The organism is Klebsiella sp. GW_Kp181, from assembly GCF_040062315.1.
GTDB classification, from domain to species: domain Bacteria; phylum Pseudomonadota; class Gammaproteobacteria; order Enterobacterales; family Enterobacteriaceae; genus Klebsiella; species Klebsiella oxytoca.
This window is the reverse complement of the sequence record NZ_JBEAFR010000073.1, coordinates 16,747-37,154: the sequence shown is the minus strand read 5'-3', so window position 1 is coordinate 37,154 and position 20,408 is coordinate 16,747. Positions and strand designations below refer to the sequence as shown.

The 20,408-nt window shown below is 58.8% G+C and carries 18 protein-coding genes; 9 read left to right on the top strand and 9 right to left on the bottom strand.

What is annotated here, in order from left to right:
- Positions 1-193 precede the first annotated feature (193 nt).
- Entirely contained in the window at positions 194-1,066 is an 873-nt protein-coding gene (locus tag ABLV11_RS18950; protein ID WP_126488681.1) for an extended-spectrum class A beta-lactamase OXY-2-26, read from the bottom strand.
- Positions 1,067-1,227: 161 nt separating this feature from the next.
- On the opposite strand from ABLV11_RS18950, the gene ABLV11_RS18945 reads away from it, so the two are divergent.
- A complete protein-coding gene (locus ABLV11_RS18945) occupies positions 1,228-2,259 on the top strand; it encodes a Gfo/Idh/MocA family oxidoreductase (protein WP_049127973.1) in 1,032 nt (343 codons plus the stop codon).
- Positions 2,260-2,302: 43 nt separating this feature from the next.
- Here the strand turns inward: ABLV11_RS18945 and ABLV11_RS18940 are convergent, their stop codons facing one another.
- The gene (locus ABLV11_RS18940) at positions 2,303-3,310 is read right to left on the bottom strand and encodes a Gfo/Idh/MocA family oxidoreductase (protein WP_348855638.1); all 1,008 of its coding nucleotides are present in this window, start codon (positions 3,308-3,310) and stop codon (positions 2,303-2,305) included.
- 103 nt (positions 3,311-3,413) lie between these two features.
- Between ABLV11_RS18940 and ABLV11_RS18935 the strand changes: the two genes are divergently transcribed.
- From ABLV11_RS18935 to ABLV11_RS18920, 4 genes are all read left to right on the top strand, one after another.
- The gene (locus ABLV11_RS18935) at positions 3,414-4,433 is read left to right on the top strand and encodes a LacI family DNA-binding transcriptional regulator (RefSeq protein ID WP_004111094.1); all 1,020 of its coding nucleotides are present in this window, start codon (positions 3,414-3,416) and stop codon (positions 4,431-4,433) included.
- A gap of 449 nt (positions 4,434-4,882) precedes the next feature.
- Complete coding sequence (locus ABLV11_RS18930; protein WP_004099858.1) at positions 4,883-5,806, top strand: sugar ABC transporter substrate-binding protein; 924 nt, start codon at positions 4,883-4,885, stop codon at positions 5,804-5,806.
- Between the two features lie 24 nt (positions 5,807-5,830).
- Positions 5,831-7,315, top strand: a complete 1,485-nt coding sequence (locus tag ABLV11_RS18925) for a sugar ABC transporter ATP-binding protein (protein ID WP_004111095.1) — start codon at positions 5,831-5,833, stop codon at positions 7,313-7,315.
- Positions 7,316-7,334: 19 nt separating this feature from the next.
- Complete coding sequence (locus ABLV11_RS18920) at positions 7,335-8,357, top strand: ABC transporter permease (RefSeq protein ID WP_024273870.1); 1,023 nt, start codon at positions 7,335-7,337, stop codon at positions 8,355-8,357.
- Between the two features lie 45 nt (positions 8,358-8,402).
- Here ABLV11_RS18920 and ABLV11_RS18915 read toward each other — a convergent pair whose 3' ends face one another.
- The 7 genes from ABLV11_RS18915 to ABLV11_RS18885 are packed head-to-tail and all read right to left on the bottom strand — an operon-like array spanning position 8,403 to position 14,872.
- Positions 8,403-9,647 carry a Zn-dependent hydrolase gene (locus ABLV11_RS18915; RefSeq protein WP_126488687.1) on the bottom strand — a complete coding sequence of 415 codons (1,245 nt, stop codon included), beginning with the start codon at positions 9,645-9,647 and terminating at the stop codon, positions 8,403-8,405.
- Complete coding sequence (locus ABLV11_RS18910) at positions 9,644-10,126, bottom strand: L-2-amino-thiazoline-4-carboxylic acid hydrolase (protein WP_348855635.1); 483 nt, start codon at positions 10,124-10,126, stop codon at positions 9,644-9,646. The genes ABLV11_RS18915 and ABLV11_RS18910 overlap by 4 nt, the downstream gene beginning before the upstream one ends.
- Before the next feature lie 17 nt (positions 10,127-10,143).
- Complete coding sequence (locus ABLV11_RS18905; RefSeq protein ID WP_348855634.1) at positions 10,144-11,301, bottom strand: branched-chain amino acid ABC transporter substrate-binding protein; 1,158 nt, start codon at positions 11,299-11,301, stop codon at positions 10,144-10,146.
- Positions 11,302-11,328: 27 nt separating this feature from the next.
- Positions 11,329-12,048 (bottom strand): ABC transporter ATP-binding protein, encoded by a 720-nt coding sequence (locus ABLV11_RS18900; RefSeq protein WP_105889853.1) that lies wholly within the window; start codon positions 12,046-12,048, stop codon positions 11,329-11,331.
- Positions 12,041-12,808: an ABC transporter ATP-binding protein gene (locus tag ABLV11_RS18895; RefSeq protein ID WP_016809094.1), complete on the bottom strand. Its 768-nt coding sequence runs from the start codon at positions 12,806-12,808 to the stop codon at positions 12,041-12,043. The genes ABLV11_RS18900 and ABLV11_RS18895 overlap by 8 nt, the downstream gene beginning before the upstream one ends.
- On the bottom strand, positions 12,805-13,911 hold the full coding sequence (locus ABLV11_RS18890; RefSeq protein ID WP_126488695.1) for an ABC transporter ATP-binding protein: 1,107 nt from the start codon (positions 13,909-13,911) through the stop codon (positions 12,805-12,807). The genes ABLV11_RS18895 and ABLV11_RS18890 overlap by 4 nt, the downstream gene beginning before the upstream one ends.
- Positions 13,912-13,921: 10 nt before the next feature.
- Positions 13,922-14,872, bottom strand: a complete 951-nt coding sequence (locus ABLV11_RS18885) for a branched-chain amino acid ABC transporter permease (protein ID WP_016809096.1) — start codon at positions 14,870-14,872, stop codon at positions 13,922-13,924.
- Between the two features lie 171 nt (positions 14,873-15,043).
- Between ABLV11_RS18885 and ABLV11_RS18880 the strand changes: the two genes are divergently transcribed.
- From ABLV11_RS18880 to ABLV11_RS18865, 4 genes are all read left to right on the top strand, one after another.
- Positions 15,044-15,973 carry a LysR substrate-binding domain-containing protein gene (locus tag ABLV11_RS18880; RefSeq protein ID WP_004111106.1) on the top strand — a complete coding sequence of 310 codons (930 nt, stop codon included), beginning with the start codon at positions 15,044-15,046 and terminating at the stop codon, positions 15,971-15,973.
- Positions 15,974-16,184: 211 nt separating this feature from the next.
- Positions 16,185-18,065 carry a beta-glucoside-specific PTS transporter subunit IIABC gene (locus ABLV11_RS18875; RefSeq protein WP_023320491.1) on the top strand — a complete coding sequence of 627 codons (1,881 nt, stop codon included), beginning with the start codon at positions 16,185-16,187 and terminating at the stop codon, positions 18,063-18,065.
- The gene (locus ABLV11_RS18870) at positions 18,062-19,486 is read left to right on the top strand and encodes a glycoside hydrolase family 1 protein (protein ID WP_064344970.1); all 1,425 of its coding nucleotides are present in this window, start codon (positions 18,062-18,064) and stop codon (positions 19,484-19,486) included. The genes ABLV11_RS18875 and ABLV11_RS18870 overlap by 4 nt, the downstream gene beginning before the upstream one ends.
- Positions 19,483-20,322, top strand: coding sequence for a PRD domain-containing protein (locus ABLV11_RS18865; RefSeq protein ID WP_163530095.1), 840 nt, complete (start codon positions 19,483-19,485; stop codon positions 20,320-20,322). The genes ABLV11_RS18870 and ABLV11_RS18865 overlap by 4 nt, the downstream gene beginning before the upstream one ends.
- Positions 20,323-20,408 lie beyond the last annotated feature (86 nt).

The window sequence follows — 20,408 nt, the reverse complement described above, 5'->3', positions numbered from 1 at the left end:
GCAGAGTGCGGAGTGGCTGAATTTCCCGGAGGCGATGCTGCGCATCTGTCCGGGCTACCCAACGGCAGACGTCGGTAAATCGTGGTGGTTACCGGCCCGCAGACGGTAATGAACCCGTAGCCCGGGCAAGGCGCGTTGAGCGCCGCCCCCGGGAGCAGAGTACAGAGTGTTGCAGAACGGGCCTGTTCCCGGCTTAAAGCCCTTCGGTCACGATTTTTGTCGCTGCGGCTAACACCTCTTTGCGGTTTTTCGCATCCTGCTGCGGCTGGGTAAAGTAGGTGACTAATACCAGCGGAGCGTGATTTTCCGGCCAGATAACCGCAATATCATTGGTGGTGCCGTAATCTCCGGCGCCGGTTTTATCGCCGACCACCCAGCTTTCAGGCAGGCCCGCGCGAATGCTTTGCCCGCCGGTGGTATTGCCTTTCAGCCAGGTGACTAACTGGGCGCGTTGCTGTTCGCCCAGCGCATTGCCAAGCGTCAGCTTGCGCAGGCTTTCAGCCATCGCCAGCGGCGTGCTGGTATCACGCTCATCGCCCGGGATGGCGGTATTCAGCGTGGGCTCCGTACGATCGAGACGAAAGGTGGCATCGCCGATACTGCGGGCGAAGGCGGTGACTTTTTCCGGCCCGCCAAGGTAGCCGATGATCAGATTCATCGCCGTATTGTCGCTATATTGCAGCGTCGCTGCGCTTAGCTCAGCCAGCGTCATTCCGCTCTGGAGATGTTTTTCGGTAATCGGACTCCAGACCACCAAATCGGCTGCGTTAATATCCAGCCTTTTATTTACCACCTCTTTATTGCTTTCGCTCTGTTTTAATATCGCGGCGGCGGCCATCACTTTACTGGTGCTGCACATGGCAAAACGCTCGTCGCCGCGATATAAGATTTGAGAATTATCTGCCGTGTTGATTAGCGCCACGCCCAACCTGCCGCCTGAACGCTTCTCGAGATCTGTCAGCTTCTGATGGATAGCATCGGTACTGGCCCACAGTGCGCCGCTCGCCAGCAGCAGCGGAACGGCGGCGGCTAGCATTGCAATTTTACGCCACGAACTTTTTATCATTTCTGATTCCTTGAGAGTGATAAGTCGCAGCGGACTATCTGCGACTCCCGCTATTTTGACAAGCAATTTATTGATGATGGAATTCCATCATCAATTCGATATTTGTCCTTCCAGCGCCTGCTTATAGTGTCTCGCCAGACCCATAAAAATAAGGAGCCGCTATGTTCCCGTCACAGTTACCGAAACCGCGCCATCCTGCCGCTGCGGCGATCCCCTCGCTGCGCTGGGCCATTATTGGCCCCGGCTGGATTGCCGAGCGCTTTGTGAAATCGTTAAAAGAGCTCAGCCGCCAGCGGGTGGTTGCCGTCTCCTCGCGGACGCAACAAAAGGCCGACAGCTTTGCCGCCCGCTGGGGGATCCCGCAGGCTTACGCTCAGGTGGATGAGATGCTGGCGCGGCCGGATATTGATGCGGTTTACGTTGCCACCCCGCATAACCACCACTTCCCGGACGGGCTGCGGGTTCTGCAGGCGGGCAAACATGTACTGATTGAAAAGCCGTTTGCGCTGAACCGGCGGGAAGGCGCGGCGCTAAAAGCAGAAGCCCTGAAACAGGGGAAGCTGGCGATGGAGGCGATGTGGTGCGATTACGCACCGAAATATGACGTGATTCGCCAGCTGCTGGATGACGGCGTGCTGGGCGATCTGCATACGCTGCTCGCCGATCACGGTGAATATTTTACTCCGGATCATCGCATTTTTAATGCCGATCTTGCCGGTGGACCGATGATGGATCTCGGCAGCTATCTGACCTCATTCAGCGTGATGGTCGGCGGCGTGCCGCAGGACATTGTCGCCCGCGGGCGCCCCGCCCAAAGGGGCATCAATGGGCAAATTTCGATGCTGTTTAACTGGGAAAACGGCTTACAGGGATTGCTCAACACCACGCTATTCAGCAATACGCCGGGCGGCGCGGTGGTGGCCGGGCGCGACGCGACCCTGGTCCTTGACGGGCAATTCTATGCGCCGGGGAATTTTACCCTCGCCGCCAGCCAGGGGGGACAGGTACTGCGCTGGGAAGAGCCGCGTAACCGCTACGACCAGCTGTTTTATCAGGCCGAACATTTTGCCTGGTGCGTGGGGCAAGGGCTCACGGATTCGCCGATTCGCCCGCTGACCAGAGTTCTGGAAAACCTGAGCGTCATGGATGAAGTGCGGCGGCAGATTGGCGTAATATTTAACGAGGAGCGTTAACGGCGCGCCGTTGCCCCGTATGCCGACCGCATACGGGGCTTTTTTACGCCAGCGGTTCGACGCTGACAAATTGCCCTTGCTGCAGGGAAAGCACGGCGGCTTCGGCGATAGCCTGCGCCCGCAGCCCGTCCAGCAGCCCCGGCAGGTCCGGCTCCTCTTCTCCGCCTGGCGAGCGGACAAAAGCATCCAGATGCGCGTAGTACGACTCCTCGACGCGGCTGAACCAGTCCGGATAGAGGCCGGGCTGAATGCAGCGCGCTCCCTGCCACAGCGTCACGCCGCGCGAGGCCTGACTGCCGGACTCCAGCACGCCCTCCGGGCCGAGCAGGCTGATACGTTCATCGTAGCCGTGGCCGGTGCGCCGGGTGTTGTCCAGCTGCGCCAGCGCGCCGCCGCGCATCCGCAGCATGAGAATGGAGGTATCGACATCGCCGATCCCGGCGAGCTCCGGCAGCGCCAGCGCCTCTCCCATGGCGGCAACCGTTGTCACTTCATCGCCGGTAAGAAAACGCAGCAGATCGAAAAAGTGGATTGCCTGGTCGCGCATCTGGCCGCCGGAGCTGCGCAGATACGCCAGCGGCGGCATAACCGATGCCCGGCACGCCATCTGCACCAGTTCAATTTTACCGATAACGCCAGCCTCGACCTGGCGACGCAGCTGCTGGTGGCTGGCGTCAAAGCGGCGGTTAAAGCCCACGGTCACCGGCACGCCGAGCGGCAAAACCCTGTCGACAACCTGGCGCGCGCGGGTCAGCGAAAGGTCGATCGGTTTTTCGCAGTAAACGGCCTTCCCGGCGCGCGCGGCGGCCTCCAGCAGTTCCGCATGTGAAGGGGTCGAGCTGGCGATGAGCACCGCATCAATGGCATCGCTACTGATGGCCTCGGCGACGGTGGTTGCCCGCGCGCCGTAGCGGGAGGCCAGCGTTTTCGCCCGCTCGGGCTCGGCGTCCGCCACCATGGCCAGAACGGTTCGCTCATGGCGAGCGAGGTTGGCGGCGTGAACCTGGCCTATAAAACCGCTGCCTAATAACGCAAAACGAATGCAGGTCATTTTGTTCTCCAGAAAGAGGGATTTAGCGTTGCCAAATTAATCTGTTTGCTACACTGACCAACACGGGCGTTTTGATGGATTTCCATCATGGGTGAGGGGAACGATGAAAAGCATTTCACTGGCGGCGCTGGCTAAACGGATCGGCGTGGGCGTGGCGACGGTTGACCGGGTGCTTAACGAACGCGGCGGCGTGTCGCCGGAAACCACGCGCCGGGTGCTGCAGGCGGCGCGTGAAGCCGGTTTAAAGCGTATTTTGCCGGAAGAACGTCGTCTGCCCTGGCAAATCGAAGTGTTCCTGAGCGCTAACGACTCGCGCTTTTTCTCTCGCCTGACGCAGGATTTCGCCGACGTGGCGGATAGCCTTGGCTATCGCCGACTGACGCTGCACCGCACGCTGGTGGCGGAATCCTCCCCGGAAAAACTGGCGAAAAGCCTTCTTCGCAGCAGTAAAAAGCGCCATGCGATAATTGTCTTCGGCAACGAACATCCGCTGGTCTACGAAGCCCTGCGCCAGTGTCGCGAAGCAAACGTACCGGTAATTACGCTGGTCACCGACCTGCCCGGCGCGCAGAGGCTTTGCCACGTGGGAATCGATCAGCAGCAGGCGGGACGTACCGCGGGCATGATGATGGGGCTAATGGCCCATCAGCCCGGGGAAGTGTTGATGCTCAGCGGTCGTCAGGATTTCAGCGCCCACCGCTCGCGGATTCAGGGATTTCGCGAGGTGATAAGCCAGCGCTTTCCGCATCTGCAGCTTGGTGAGGTGCTGGCGGGTGAGGATAACCGGCAGCGGATCGACCGTTTGCTGGAAGAAGCTCTGAACCGTAACCGCGACGCGGTGGGCATCTACAATACCGGTCTGGGCAATAGTCTGGTGGCGCAGGCGCTGGCCCGCCATCGCCGTTATGGTAAGTGCTGTTGGATTACTCATGAACGCTATAGCACCACCCGCGAACAGCTGGCGCAGGGTGGGATGGCGTTGACGGTCGATCAAAATCCTCATCAGCATGCCAGGCTGGCGGTGGAGCTGGCCCTGCGCCACCTGGAAACCGGCTATCAGCCCCATCTCTTTCGTGACGGCAAGGTCGAGTTTATCCTCTATAGCGCTGAAAACGTCGACTGAGCGCCCGCGGCCTGCCGGGCGACATCCCTTTTTACACCGTATCTCCTGTCCCGTTTTAAACCGCTGCCGCTATCGCCGCGCCGGGCGGCAAACCGTCGCCTGCCTCTCATTTTTTGCGCATTTATGCGTCAATGTTAGATGTGTGTCAAAGTTCTGTTAACACGCAGTTTTAAAATTTTCATTTCGGTTATTTACTTATAAACGTTTCATATGTGTTGTTAATGAAATAAACGGTCTGTAATTTTCACCTCGTTATAAATGGACTGATGTTTCAGAAAATCATTTTAAAACAACTGAATTTTGTGATGGCGGTCGGCATTAAAAAATGACGTAGCGCGAAGCCTGTTTTTCCGAAACGCTGAAAAAGCAGGCGCTTAATGCACAATTAATGAAACTAATTTTTCATTTTACCTTACCTAACCGATGTACCTGTGAATAAAGGATCAACTATGAATATCAAGAAAACGGTTGTTGCCTCTTTGATAGCCTGCATGCTGCCAGCGGTCGTGATGGCGAAAGATATTTCGGTCGGTGTTTCTATGGCGCTTTTTGATGACAACTTCCTGACCATTCTGCGCACCGCCATGCAAAAAGAGATGCAAAAAGAGGGCGTGAAGTCACAGATGGAAGATGCGAAGGGCGACGTCTCGCAGCAGCTACAGCAGGTGCAGAATTTTATTGGCCAGGGCGTCGACGCCATTATCGTTAACCCGGTCGATACCAACGCGGTCAAACCGATTATGGACCAGGCGACCAAAGCGGGCATTCCGCTGATCTTCGTTAACCGTCGTCCGCAGGCGCAGCTGACCGATAAAATGGCCTACGTCGGCTCCGACTCCGTGCTGGCGGGGCGCTTACAGATGGAAGCGCTAGCCAAAGCGATGAACGGCAAGGGCAACGTCGCCATTCTGCTCGGCGACCTGGCGAATGAATCGACCCGCGACCGGACCAAAGGGGTCGAAGAGGTGGTGGCGAAATACCCCGATATCAAAATCGTGCAGAAGCAGACCGCCAAATTTATGCGTAACGACGCCGTTGACGTAGTCAGCAACTGGATGACCAGCGGCGAAGACATTCAGGCGATCGCCTCCAATAACGATGAAATGGCCATCGGCGCGCTGCAGGCGCTGGGGAAAAACCCCAACCATATCCTGATTGCCGGGGTGGACGGGACGCCAGATGCCCTGCAAATGCTTAAAAACGGCAAGATGATCGCCACGATTTTCCAGGATGCCAAAGGGCAGGGCGAAGGCGCGGTAGATGCCGCTATTAAGCTGGCCAATGGCGAAAAAGTGGAAAAGGTCATCGACGTCCCTTACCAGCTGATCACCAAAGACAACATGGCTGAATTCATCAATCGCAACCAGAAATAGTCATTCAGGGTACGGAGGTGAAGTATGAACGCTTTTGCACTTGAAGCCGAAGGGATCAGCAAATTCTTCCCCGGCGTGAAGGCGCTCGACAACGTCTCATTACGCGTGCGCCCGGGGACGGTGCACGCGCTGATGGGCGAAAACGGCGCCGGGAAATCCACGCTGATGAAATGCCTGATCGGGATCTACCGTCCCGATAAGGGCGCGATCCGCGTCAAAGGGGAGCCGGTCCAGTTTCAGGATACGATGGATGCGCTGCGCTCCGGGATTTCGATGATCCATCAGGAGCTTAATCTGGTACCGCATATGACGGTGGCGGAAAATATCTGGCTCGGCCGCGAGCCGATGAAATACGGTTTCGTCGATCATCGCCAGCTTGCCCGGCAGACTCAGGAACTACTGAATAAACTGAATATTCGTTTATCCGCCGATCGCCTGGTAGGGGAATTAAGCATCGCCGCCCAGCAGATGGTGGAGATTGCCAAAGCGGTTTCGTGGAATGCGGATATTGTGATTATGGACGAACCGACCTCGGCATTAACTGAGAGCGAAGTGGCGCATCTGTTTACCATTATTCGCGATTTACGCCAGCAGGGAAAAGCCATTATTTATATTAGCCATAAGATGGATGAAATTTTCACCATTACCGATGAGATCAGCGTATTTCGCGACGGCACCTGGGTAGGAAGTCAACCTACCACCGAGTTTACCCGCCAGTCGCTGATTACCCGGATGGTCGGGCGGGAGCTTACCCAGCTCTTTCCCAAATTCAATAATACCATTGGCGAAGAGGTGCTGACCGTGCGCAACCTGTCGCGCAAGGGGGTCTTTCACGATATCAACTTTAGCGTGCGCCGCGGGGAGATCCTCGGCGTGGCGGGGCTGGTGGGGGCCGGGCGCAGCGAAGTGATGGAAAGCCTGTTCGGCATGGAGAAAGCCGATAGCGGCGAAGTGCTGATTGACGGTGTGCCGGTCACTATTGATTCGCCTTCGACGGCAATTGAAAAAGGGATGGCGCTGCTGACGGAAGACCGCAAAAAGTCCGGCCTGTTCCTCGTACTGTCGGTGCTGGAGAATATGAGTATCGTCAAAATGCCGGAATATATCGGTAAAACCGGTTTTGTTCAGCACCTAAAAATGGCCGAGGACTGTATGGAGCAGATCCGCCGCCTGAATATTAAAACCCCCACCATGGATCAGATTATTAATAACCTTAGCGGCGGCAATCAGCAGAAGGTGCTTATTGCCCGCTGGCTGCTGGCTCAGCCGAAAATACTCATTCTCGATGAGCCGACCCGCGGAATTGACGTCGGGGCGAAAGCGGAAATATATCATCTGATTAGCGAACTGGCCAACCGCGGCGTGGCGGTAATTATGGTTTCTTCTGAATTACCTGAAATTCTCGGGATGAGCGACCGGGTGATGGTGATGCATGAAGGACGGATTACCGGCATCCTCGATAAAGAGGACGCCGATCAGGAAACCATTTTGTCGTTGGCATCCCATTGAGGCACAGAGAATGAGCAATATGAAAATAACGGCGACCCCGATCGATGAGAAACCCTCTTTCTTTGGGCAATTACGCCACCGGCTGCCGAAAGATACCGGCATATTTATCGTCATGCTGGTGATTGCCCTGACTTTTGAAATTGCCGGCTGGTACGTCCGCGACCAGTCCTTTTTATTAAACACCAATCGCCTGATATTAATTGTTTTACAGGTAGCGATTATCGGTATTATCGCAGTCGGGGTTACTCAGGTCATTATTACCACCGGGATTGACCTCTCCTCCGGTTCGGTGATCGCGCTCGCCGCCGTGGTGGCGGCGAGCCTCGCGCAAACCTCCGACAGCCTGTCGCCGATGTTCCCGTCGCTGGTCAATATGCCGGCGATAATCCCGATTGGCGCCGGCATCGGCGTCGGTCTTCTGTGCGGCTTAACCAACGGTTTTCTGGTGACCCGCACCGGCATCCCGCCGTTTATTGCCACCCTGGGGATGATGGTGTCGGCGCGCGGTCTGGCGCAGTATTACACTCAGGGCAACCCGATTAGCTTCTTATCCGACAGCTTCACCGCCATCGGTCAGGGCGCGATGCCGGTGATTATTTTCTTCGTCGTTGCTGCGGTCTTCCACATCGCCCTGAAGCATACCCGCTACGGTAAATACGTTTATGCTATCGGCGGCAATATGACCTCGGCGAAGGTCTCCGGTATCAACGTGAATAAATACCTGGTGATCGTCTATACCATCGCCGGGGCGCTCTCCGGCCTTGCAGGCGTAGTGCTGGCGGCGCGCGTCAGCAGCGGCCAGTCGAGCATGGGAATGTCCTACGAGCTGGATGCGATCGCCGCGGCGGTTATCGGCGGCAGCAGCCTGATGGGCGGGGTAGGGCGCATAACCGGCACTTTAATCGGCGCCATGATCCTCGGCCTGATTAAGAGCGGGTTTACCTTTGTCGGCGTTGACGCCTACGTGCAGGATATTATTAAAGGCATCATTATCGTCGCGGCGGTGACTATCGATATGCGCCGCAACCGCAAAAAGCATTGATCGGCAATAGCCCACGGCCCTGGCTGGCGTGGGCTGTATCGCGTTTTACGTCGCGCTGCGAGCGGGCAGCTCATCGGCGGCAAGGCGTAAACTGTTGAGCAGCACGTTAGCCCCTTTCTCGGCCCACGCGGGCAGAATATTTTCCGCCTCGTTATGGCTAATTCCCTTCTCGCAGGGAATGAAAATCATGCTGGCGGGCGCGACCTTGCTGATATAGCAGGTATCGTGACCGGCGCCGGAGACAATGGTTCGCGCGCTATAGCCCAGTTCGTCCGCCGCTCGCTGGCTGCGCGCCAGACACTCGCGATCAAAAGCAATGGGCGCATAATCAAAAATGCGCTCGACGTTTGCCGCCACGCCCCGCGCCGCCAGCGCTTCAGCGGCGCGATGCAGCGCCCGTTCCATGGCTTCCAGCGCCGGGGATTGCGGATGACGAAATTCGACGCTGCACGCCACGCCTCCCGGTACTACGTTGCGCGATCCCGGAATGACCTGCGCCATCCCGATAGTCGCGCGCCCGTCTGGATTATGGGCGATGCCGATTTGCTCCACCGCCAGCGCCAGCTCGGCGAAGGCGGTCAGCGCGTCGCGGCGGCTGCCCATCGGCGTGGTTCCGGCGTGGGCGGAAAAGCCCTCCAGGGTGACGTTGAACCAGCGCTGGCCCATTGCCGCGTGAACGAGGCCGATATCAACGCCTTCTTCTTCCAGAATCGGCCCCTGTTCGATATGCACTTCGTAGCAGGCGTGGAGCGGGCAGGCGGCGGCAGGACGCTCCCCGCGATAGCCGATAGCCTCCAGCGCCTCGCCGACGCTGATGCCGTCGCGATCTTCGCGGGCGAGCGCGAAGGACTCGCTAAACTGCCCGGCCCAGACGCCGGACGCCAGCATCGCCGGGGCAAAGCGCGCCCCTTCTTCGTTGGTCCAGTTCACCAGCACGATATCGCGTTCGGTCGCAATGCCGCGGTCGTTCAGCGTGCGCAGCGCCTCCAGCCCGGCGAGGACGCCGTAAATGCCGTCATAGCGGCCGCCGAGCGGTTGGGAATCGACGTGCGAACCGGTCAACACCGGGGGCAGATGCGAATGTTTACCGCGGCGGCGAATAAACATATTCCCCATACTGTCGACTTCGCAGGGGAAACCAGCTTCACGCGCCCACTGGCGCAGCAGATTGCGCGCCTGGCGGTCCTCTTCGCTAAGCGCCAGTCGGGTCACGCCGCCCGCCGGCGTGGCGCCGAGTTGCGCCATCTCGTTGAGCGTCGACCACAGACGTGCGCCGTTGACGGTTATCATGGCTTATCCTTTTTCACGCGATAGCGGAAGTCGCAGCACTTTCCGCCCTGCATAATGGTGGTGGTACGGGTCAGCTCCACATCCGGGGCATAGCCGACGATAAACTTATCGTCGCGGGCGCAGGAGAGCAGATGGCCAATCTCGCCGAGGCCCATTTCGTGGTACATCTCGGCGTAGCGGCAGCGGTTGACGTTGTAGTTATACTGCTGGTCGTCGGCGTCCAGTACCTTGACCTCCAGGGCGTTATCTTTTTCCCACAGATACTGCAGCGCGACAAAGCTGCGAATATCCGCGCCGTTCGGCTCCTGGCGGGCAAAGGCTTTCCCCGCCTCAATCGCAGCGTTTTCAATCGCTTCGCCGATGACCGCCTGGGCGCGAGCCTTACCTATTTCCCGCACCAGGATGTCGTAAATCGGCTTGATTATTTCTGCTTCAATTTTGCGGCGGGCGAGAATGCCCAGCTCGTTACTATCACTCATCACATTGCCTCACTGCGTTACTTCGTTGTTGCGCCGCCGAGTACGGTTTGCGGCTGCCATTTGCCGTCGACGACTTTATAAACGGTAAAGGTTGGTGATTTCAGGTTGCCCTCTTTATCAAAGGCGATTTGTCCGGTCACGCCGGCGTAGTTAATGGCGCGCAGGGCGGGCAGATAGTCGGCGGGATCGACGGAGTCGGCTTTTTCCATCGCCGCGACCAGCACGCGGGTCGCGTCATAGGCGAACGGCGCGTGCAGTTCGATATGGGTGTGATAGCGCGACTGGTAGGCCTGCTCGAAGGCTTTACCGCCCGGCATCTGCTCAACCGGCAGTCCCGGCTCCAGCGCCACCACGCCGTCGCCCTCTTTTTGCGCCAACTGGAGGAAGGTCTGGCTAACGAAGCCGCCTGCGCCCATCAGGGTGGCATTCATGCCCAACTGTTTGATGCGGCGCGCCAGCGGGGCGGCCTGACTATCGACGCCGCCAAAGAAAATCAGATCGGCCTTTTTGCTGCGGATGGCGGTCAGGACGGCGCTGAAATCGACGGTTTTGTCATCGACATACTGACGGTCAACGATTTTGATACCCTGCGCTTCCAGCGACTTAATAAACTCATCCGCCAGCCCCTGGCCGAAGGCGGTACGGTCATCAATAACCGCAATGCGTTTGGCCTTCAGGGTTTGCACCGCGTACTGCCCGGCAAACTGGCCACCGTCATCATCGTGGCCCATCACGCGGAAGCTGGTATCAAAGCCCTGTTTGGTATAGGCGTGCCCGGTGGCGACCGGCGCAACCTGGGCGATGCCCGCATCATGGTAAACCCGCGCGGCAGGGATGCTGGTGCCGGTGTTCCAGTGACCGACGACGCCCGCGACGCCGCTATCTACCAGGCGCTGGGCGACGGCAACGGCGGTGCGCGGATCGGACTGATCGTCTTCCGATTGCAGCTTGAAGGTCACCGCTTTGCCGCCGATAGTCGGCTGCTGCTTGTTGATATCGTCAATCGCCAGCTGCGCGCCGTTTTCCAGGTCCTTGCCGATACGCGCGGAAGGGCCGGTCAGCGGGCCAGCAAGGCCGATAATGACGGTTTCGCTGGCCGCAGACCACGCGGCGGATGAGGCAAAACCACTGAGCAGAATAGCGGCGCTGAGCGCACTGATTTTTACTGTTTTCATTGTTTTTCCCTGATGCTGGTTGGTGTGTTAAACGGGCATTTCACCCAAATAAATCTGTGCAATACGGTCATCGGCCAGCAGCGTCTGCGACGGACCGCGCTCGACGATGCTGCCGCTGTCCATCACCCAGGCGTTGTCGGTGGCCTCAAGAGCCAGGCGTGCGTTCTGTTCAATCAGCAACAGCGCGACGCCGCGCTGGCGCAGGGTGGCTATCACGCGAAAAATGTTTTCGACCATCAGCGGCGCCAGGCCCATTGACGGCTCGTCGAGGATCAGCAGGCGCGGCTGGCTGAGCAGGGCGCGGTTGAGCGCCAGCAGCTGCTGTTCGCCGCCGGAGAGTAGTCCCGCCAGCTGGTGCTGGCGTTCGGCAAGGCGCGGAAAGTTTTCGAAAATGGCGCGCATCTCCTGTTTTACCGCCGCCGCGTCGCGTCGTAGCCAGGCGCCCATTTGCAGGTTTTCCAGCACCGTCATGCGCGCAAAGATGCCGCGTCCTTCCGGCACCATCACGAGTCCTTCGCGCAGCAGGGATTCGGCCCGGCGTTTGCGTATCGGTTTGCCGTTAAACAGAATTTCGCCGCTAAAGGGTTCCAGCCCGGTAATGGCGCGGACGGTGGAGCTTTTGCCCGCGCCGTTGGCGCCGATAAGCGTGGTCTGCTCGCCCTCTTTCACGCTGAATGAGACGTCGCGCACCGCCTGGATGCCGCCGTAGTGGACGCTAAGCTGGTTAACGGTTAATAAATCAGACATGGGCGCTGCCTCCCAGCCAGGCGGCGATCACCGCCGGATCGCGGCGTACGCTATCCGGCGTGCCGCTGGTTAACGTTTTGCCGTAATCCAGCACCATCAGGCGATCGCAGATCCCCATCACCAGCTTGACGTCATGCTCAATCATCAGCAGCGTTTTGCCGTCGTCGCGAATACGCAGCAGCAGTTCGCCAAGGGCCATCTTCTCGGCGGCGTTCATCCCGGCCGCTGGTTCATCCAGCGCTAACAGGCGCGGATCGGTCGCCAGCGCGCGGGCGATCTCCAGCCGCCGCTGGTGGCCGTAGGCGAGGTCGCAGGCGCGGTAGTGGGCGAACTGCGCGATACCGGTATAATCCAGCAGGTGCCAGGCCAGCTCGCGGGTTTGCGCTTCCTCGGCGCGGGCGCGTTTATGGCGGGAGAGCGCGGCCCACAGGCCGTTGCGGGTGCGCACGTGGCGGCCCACCATTACATTCTCCAGCACCGACATGTCGTTAAACAGCCGCACGTTCTGAAAAGTGCGGGCGATCCCTGCGGCGGTCACTTTCTCAATATTCTTCGGAAAATAGGCTTCCCCGCCGATAGCGAACTCGCCGCTGTCCGCCGGGTAAAGCCCGGTAATCAGATTAAAACAGGTGGTTTTTCCCGCGCCGTTGGGGCCAATCAGGCCGTAGATTTCGCCCTCGTTGATGCTCAGCGATACGTTGTCGACCGCCGTCAGACCGCCGAAACGCTTGGTCATATGGCGTACGCTTAACAGGCTCATGCTTTTGCTCCTTGATGTCGCGCGGGCCAGATGCCCTGCGGGCGCAGCAGCATGACCAGCACCAGCGCCAGACCGTAGAACAGCTGGCGCAATACTTCCGGGTCAATCAGCACTTCGCCAAACAGCGCCTGCTGTACCGGCGCCGCCTGGCTGCGCAGCAGTTCCGGCAGCGCGGTCAGCAGCACCGCGCCGAGGATCACGCCGGGGATGTGCCCCATCCCGCCCAGCACCACCATCGCCAGGACCGCAATCGACTCCTGCAGGGTAAAGGATTCCGGCGAAACAAAGCCCTGAAATGCGCCGAACAGCGCGCCCGCCACGCCGCCGAATGAGGCGCCGATAGCGAAAGCCAGCAGTTTGTAATTACGCAGGTTGATGCCCATCGCGCGGGCGACGTCTTCGTCCTCGCGGATCGCGTGCCAGGCCCGACCAATGCGTGAATGCTGTAGCCGCAGGCAGACGAAAATAATCGCCACGATCGCCAGCATCAGCAGGTAGTACCACAGCCACAGCGCCGGGACTTTAAAACCAAACCAGTGATAGACGCCGCTAAACTTGAGGCCGAACAGATTCAGCGAATCGACCCCGGAAATGCCTTTTGCGCCGTTGGTGATGTTGACCGGACGGTCGAGGTTGCGCATCAGGATGCGAATAATTTCACCGAACCCGAGGGTGACGATGGCCAGATAGTCGCCGCGCAGCTTGAGCGTCGGCGCGCCCAGCACGATACCGCAGCCTGCCGCCACCAGCGCGGCGAGCGGAATAATCACCAGCCAGGAGGTGTGCAGGCCGTCCGGAAACCAGCTATTTAAAATCGGGAAGACGTCCAGCAGATGCGGCGAGGCCAGCAGCGCCGCCAGATACGCGCCGACGGCGTAAAAGGCGATAAAGCCCATATCCAGCAGGCCGGTGTAGCCGACCACAATATTCAGCCCCAGCGCCAGCATAACGTAGAGCAGGGCGAAGTCGATGACTCGCACCCAGTAGTTGCCGCCGAGCTGGCTGGCGACCATCGGCGCGACCAGCAGCGCGCAGACCAACAGGGTCATCCCGGTCCAGAAGCGGCGGGAGACGACAGGCGTATCGAGTTGTGCCGTAGTCATGATTTTTCTCCTAAGCCCGGTGCGCGACGCGTTCGCCGAGCAAACCGGCCGGGCGGAAGACCAGCACCAGGATCAGCACCATAAAGGCGAAGATATCCTGGTAGTTGCTGCCGAAGACGCCGTGGGTCAGGTCCCCGAGATAGCCTGCGCCAAGAGATTCGATAAGGCCCAGCAGCAGGCCGCCGATCATCGCGCCGCGAATATTACCGATGCCGCCGAGTACCGCGGCGGTAAAGGCTTTAATGCCGGGCAGAAAGCCCATGGAGAAGCTGGCATTGCCGTAGTTGCTGGCCATCATGACGCCAGCCAGCGCGGCGAATATGCCGCCGATGGCGAAAGTGAGGGCGATAATTGCGTTAGGGTTAACGCCCATTAGCGTGGCGATACGCGGATTTTCCGCTACCGCGCGCATACCGCGACCTAAACGGGTGTACTCCACCAGCAGCCACAGGCCAAGCATCACCGCGAAGGCCAGCGCGACGGTGACGATACCGGTGACGGTAACGAGAGCCGGCGGATGCGCTGCGCTGCCGTGGGTCACGGCGATGGCATCCATTGACAGGATCTGCGGGAACATCAGCGGATTACGCGACCAGACGATCATTGCCACGGTTTGCAGCAGTACCGAGACGCCGATCCCGGAGATCAGCGGCGCCAGGCGCGGGGCGTTGCGCAGGCGGCGGTAGGCAAAGCGTTCGACCGCCATCGCCAGCAGGGCGCAGACCGCCATGGCCAGCACCAGCGCCAGCCCCAGCTGCGCCAGCGGCGGCAAAGTGGGGAAATGGGCGTTCAGCGCGTGCATCCCGGAAAGCGTGGTCAACGCGCCGACCATCAGAATATCGCCGTGGGCAAAGTTAATAATGCGCAGGATGCCGTACACCATGGTGTAGCCGAGCGCGATCAGGGCGTAGATGCTGCCGAGCATGACCCCGTTGATGATTTGTTGTATGAGTGTGTCCAACTGATTGTTCCGACAAGATGCTCAAATAATAGCTACCATCCAACAAATGAATTAAATTGTAAAATACGCATATATTCTTTCTTATTATAAATGTGTGGTTAACTATCTTTATGATTTTAAATATAATTAAATAATGCATCGGATAGCGAAATGCGCTAAGAAAATCAACATATGAAAAAAACAGAACAATCAGAGGGGCCGGTTAGCTGGTCGGAGAGTACGTTGGCCAACGATCCCCCGCTGCGGGCGGTGCGCGCCTTCGAGGCGATCGCACGCCTCGGCAGCGTAACCCTGGCGGCGCAGGAGCTGGCGATATCGCCCTCGGCGGTCAGCCATCAGCTCAAAGTGCTGGAAGGCTATTTGCAGATCCCGCTCACCGCACGTCAGGGGCGACGGCTGACCCTCAGCCAGCAGGGGCGGGAGTATTACCGCTCGATACGCGCGGCGTTTAACGTGCTGCGTCAGGCCACTGAGCACCTGGTCGATCAGGTGCAAACCCAGCAGGTGACGATCAGCCTGATCCCGCTGTTTGGCATGGGCTGGTTTATTCCCCGGCTGCCGTCATTCGTGCACGCGAATCCGCATACCGAAATCAACGTGGTTTACGCCAACCACCGCAACTATCTTAGCGACGCTTCCGATATGTCGATCCGCTTTGGCAACGGTCACTGGGTTGGCTATCAAAGCGAAAAGCTGATCTCCGGCAGAATGGTTCCGGTATGCAGTCAGGCTTTTCTCCGCCTCCATGGGCATATTGATACCCCGGAACAGCTGTTACAGATGCCGCTGCTGCATGATGAGGAGCGCACCACGTGGAACCAGTGGTTTGTGCAGCAGGGAGTGAAGCGCCCGCCGCGATCGACCGGGCCGATGTTTGAGGATGGTCTGCTAACCCTGGCGGGCGTACAGGCCGGGCTGGGCTGTGCGCTAATGCGCGAGCCGCTGATCGCTCCCTATCTGAAGAGCGGCGAGCTGGTGAAAATCTTCGATGCGGCAATAGATGATGGCCGGGATTATTATCTCTGCGTGCGCCAGGATAGCGAGATGACCCCCAATGGCAAACTATTACAAAGCTGGCTTCGTCAGCAGGCCTTCGGCTGATATTTACTTAAGAATTTACTTAATCCAGCTCACACTTTTGTCCGGTCATCATTGAATTCATCAAAGGCCGCTTAGATAATCCGCCGAAATAACCCATTTTTATGATGGCGTGCTACTGCGAAAGCAGGCAAGACCAAAATAGAAATGCTCTCCCGCCAAGGGGAGCGTCTCTGTTTTGGTCTTTTTTTTTGCCCCAACACCAGGGAACACTATGAACTATAACGAAACAGCAGACAAAATCCTCCACGCGGTGGGCGGTGCGGAGAACATCCGTATGCTCACCCATTGCGCGACCCGGCTGCGCATGGAGTTCAACGACCGCGCAAAGGTTAACGATGCGCAGATTGGCGCCCTCCCCGGCGTGATCAGCGTAGTGGAGAAGGGCGGCCAGTTCCAGATAGTTATCGGCAATGAGGTGCAGCAGGTTTATCGCCTGCTCAATAAGGCGCTGCCGGAGAAAAAAGGCCCGGCAGGCGGCGATAAAAACGCGAAGCCGGCCGGCATCGTCGCCCGGATTATCAGCGTTATTTCGACCACCTTTACCCCGGTGATCCCGGCGATTACCGGCGCGGGGATGATTAAAGCGCTGCTGGCCATTCTCAAGCTCACCGGGGTGATTAGCGAAACCAGCTCGACGTATCAGCTGCTGAATATTATTGCCGACGCCGCCTTCTTCTTCCTGCCGGTGCTGCTGGCCTACGGCGCATCGCTGAAGTTTGAATGCAACCCGATTCTGGCGATGACCCTCGCGGGCGTGCTGCTGCATCCGGGCATCGGCCAGATGCTGGCGGCCGGTAAAGCGGTGGATTTTGTCGGCATCAACGTCCTGCTTTCCGATTACGCCGGTTCGGTGCTGCCGATTATTCTGACCGTGTGGCTGATGTCGTGGGTGGAGCGCTTCGCCGAAAAAGTGTCGCCATCGATTATCAAGTTTTTCGTTAAGCCGATGCTGATTCTGCTGATTACCGCGCCGCTGGCGCTGGTGGTGGTCGGCCCGGCGGGCATTTTGCTTAACGACCTGGTGGCTGCGGGGGCGGGCGCTATCGACCGCCACGCCAGCTGGTTAATCCCGATGCTGATGGGCACCCTGCAGCCCTTCCTGATCATTACCGGCACCGCCTGGGCGATGACGCCGATCGCCACCGGTCAGCTGAGTAAAAGCGGTTACGAGATGATTAACGGCCCGGGGATGCTGGCCTCAAACGTGGCGATGGGCGCGGCGACGCTGTGCGTGGCGCTGAAAACCAAAAATAGCAACCTGCGCCAGCTGGCCTCCTCGTCGGGATTTACCGCACTGCTGGGGATCACCGAACCGGCGCTGTACGGGGTGCTGCTCAAGTTCCGCCGCGTGCTGATTGCCGCGATGATCGGCGGCGGCTGCGCCGGGGTCTATGCCGGGGTGAGCGGGCTTGTGCGCTACGCGTTTGTCTCGCCAGGCCTCGCGGCGCTGCCGGCGTTTATCGGTGAAAACCCGATGAACATCGTTCATGCGCTGGTGACCTGCGCGATTTCCATCGTGGTGACCTTTACCCTGACCTGGTTTCTCGCCTTCAAAGATGTTCCTGAGGAACAAGAAGCGGTGGACGAGGCGCCGCAGCCTGCGGCGAGCGCTAAAAGCGAGGGGGAGACGGAGGTATTAAGCCCGCTGCGCGGTCAGGTGGTGGCGCTCAGTGAAGTGAACGACGACGTCTTTTCCGGCGGTCTGCTGGGCGAGGGGCTGGCGATTCGTCCCGAAGAGGGAGTACTGCGCGCGCCGTTTAGCGGCACGGTGATGATGTTTCTGCCCTCCTGCCACGCCGTTGGCCTGCAGAGCGACAGCGGGGTTGAGCTGCTGATCCATATCGGTATTGATACCGTTAATCTTAACGGCCAGCACTTTAGCTCATCGCTGAAGGTGGGAGATAGGGTGGAGGCGGGGCAGGTGCTGATCCGCTTTGATATTCCCGCCATCGAACAGGCCGGATACGACCTGATTACGCCAGTCATTGTGGTCAACGGCGATGGGCAGCACGCTCTGCGCTTTACCGACGCCGCCCGGGTGGATTACGGCGAGACGCTGATGGTGCAATCCGTTAAGGAGGCGCAGCCATGATTTATCAACAGCAGGCCCGGTTCCCGGACGGTTTTCTGTGGGGCGCGTCCACCTCAGCCTATCAGGTTGAGGGTGCGTGGAATGAAGACGGTAAAGGACCGTCGGTAGTCGACATGCTTAGCCATCCGCCGGGAACGGCGGACTTCCGCATCGCCAGCGACCACTATCATCACGTGGAGGAGGACGTCGCGCTGATGGCGCAGATGGGGCTGAAGGCCTACCGTTTTTCGGTGGCCTGGTCGCGGGTGATACCTGACGGCGATGGCCCGGTGAATCCGGATGGGCTGGCCTTTTATCACCGCCTGATCGACGCCCTGACGCGCCACGGGATCACCCCCATCGTGACGCTCTACCACTTCGACCTGCCGTGGGCGCTGGAGCTAAAAGGCGGCTGGCTGAACCGCAAAACCGGGGAGGCATTCGTGCGCTATGCCAGGCTGCTGTTCAGCGAATTTGCCGCCAAAGTTCCGCTCTGGCTGACCATCAACGAACAGAACACCATGATTCTGCATCCCGGCGCGATTGGCGTGCCCGCCGATCGTGAACTGCCGGATAAGAAGGCGCTGTACCAGCAGAATCATCATATGATGCTGGCCCAGGCGCAGATCTTCGCCCTGTGCCACCGTGAGTTCCCCGGGCTGCGCATCGGCCCGGCGATAAACACCACGTCGATGTACGCCGAAAGCTGTAAGCCGGAGGACGCCATCGCCGCGCATAACTGGGAGACGCTGCGCTGCTGGAGCTTTCTGGATGTTGCGGTGCATGGGCGCTACAACGCCCTGGCGTGGGCCTATATGCAGGATCGCGGCCTCGCGCCGGAACTGCAGCCGGAGGATGCGCTGATTTTGCAGCAGGGGAGGCCGGACTTTATCGCCATTAATTACTACTCGACCGCCACCATTGCCGCCAGCCGGGGCGACGGCGGGGACGTTGCGCCCCGCGCGGGCGATCAGCAAATTATGCTGGGCGAAGAGGGGGTTTATCGTCCGGCGGAAAATCCATGGGTCGGCAAAACCCCCTACGGCTGGGTGGTCGACCCGGTAGGGCTGCGTCTGACGCTGCGTAAAGTGTGCGAGCGCTATGGTCTGCCGATTCTGATTAGCGAAAACGGGATGGGCGCGCCGGACAAGCTGGAGCCTGACGGGACGGTGAATGACGACTATCGCATCGCTTTCCTCGACGCGCATATCGCACAGATGCGGCTGGCGATTGCCGACGGCGTCGAGCTGATGGGCTACTGTCCGTGGGCGGCGATTGACGTGGTCAGCACCCATCAGGGATACGCCAAGCGCTACGGTTTTATTTATGTCGATCGCGGCGAGGATGACCTGAAGCGCCTGCAAAGGATCCGCAAACGCAGCTTCTGGTGGTATAAGGATGTCATCGCGCAAAACGGCAACCACGACGAGTCGCAGAGATGATTGTTCAGAAGGTGCTCAATAATAGCCTCGTGCTCTCGATGGACGACGATAACAGGGAGGTTATCGTCATGGGGAAAGGCATTGGTTTCAATAGCAGACCCGGAGACGAGATCGCCCCGGAGAAGATAGAGAAGCTATTCGTAACCCAGGCGCTCGGCGCGCGCAGCGGCTATCTTGAGGCGCTCTCCGCCATTCCGGATGAGGTCATTGAGATGGCCGCAATGATTATTTCCCGCGCCAATATGCAGCTCGCCAGCAAAGTCCGCGAGCAGATTTTCTTCACCCTCGCCGACCATCTGACTTTCGCCATCGAGCGCAGCCGCAAAGGGATCGCTATTCAGAACCGCCTGCTGCCGGAAGTCAGGCGCTTTTATCCGCAGCAGTTCCGCGTCGCCAGTGAGGCGGTAACGATTATTCGCCAGCAGTACGGGATTGAACTGCCGGAGGAGGAAGCCGGGAATATCGCCTTTCATCTGGTTAACGGCCAGAGCGAGGGCGACGACGTAGCGCAGACCATGCAGTCGGTGAAAATGCTGAAGGATATTTTTAATCTCGTGCAGTACCACTTTAAGCAGCAGATAGACACCGAATCGATAAACTACTCGCGCTTTCTGGTCCATATGCAGTTTTTCCTCCAGCGTTTACAGGAGGGGGAGCTGGACGGCGCGCGGGACAGCTTTCTGCTGGTGCAGGTGATTAAGGCGTATCCGGACGCTTACCGCTGCGCGCTGCTGATCCGCGACTACGTCAAAGCCCAGCTCGATATCACCCTCGGCGGCAACGAGCTGCTGTGGCTCACCGTTCATCTGGTGCGGATCGCGGGGCTGGATGTGTGATTTTGTTCTATTAATGGGGCGTAATAGCCATTTCTGTTTTTTTTATGGGACATGAGCTCTTTGGAATGACTGAGTTGGCTCATTTG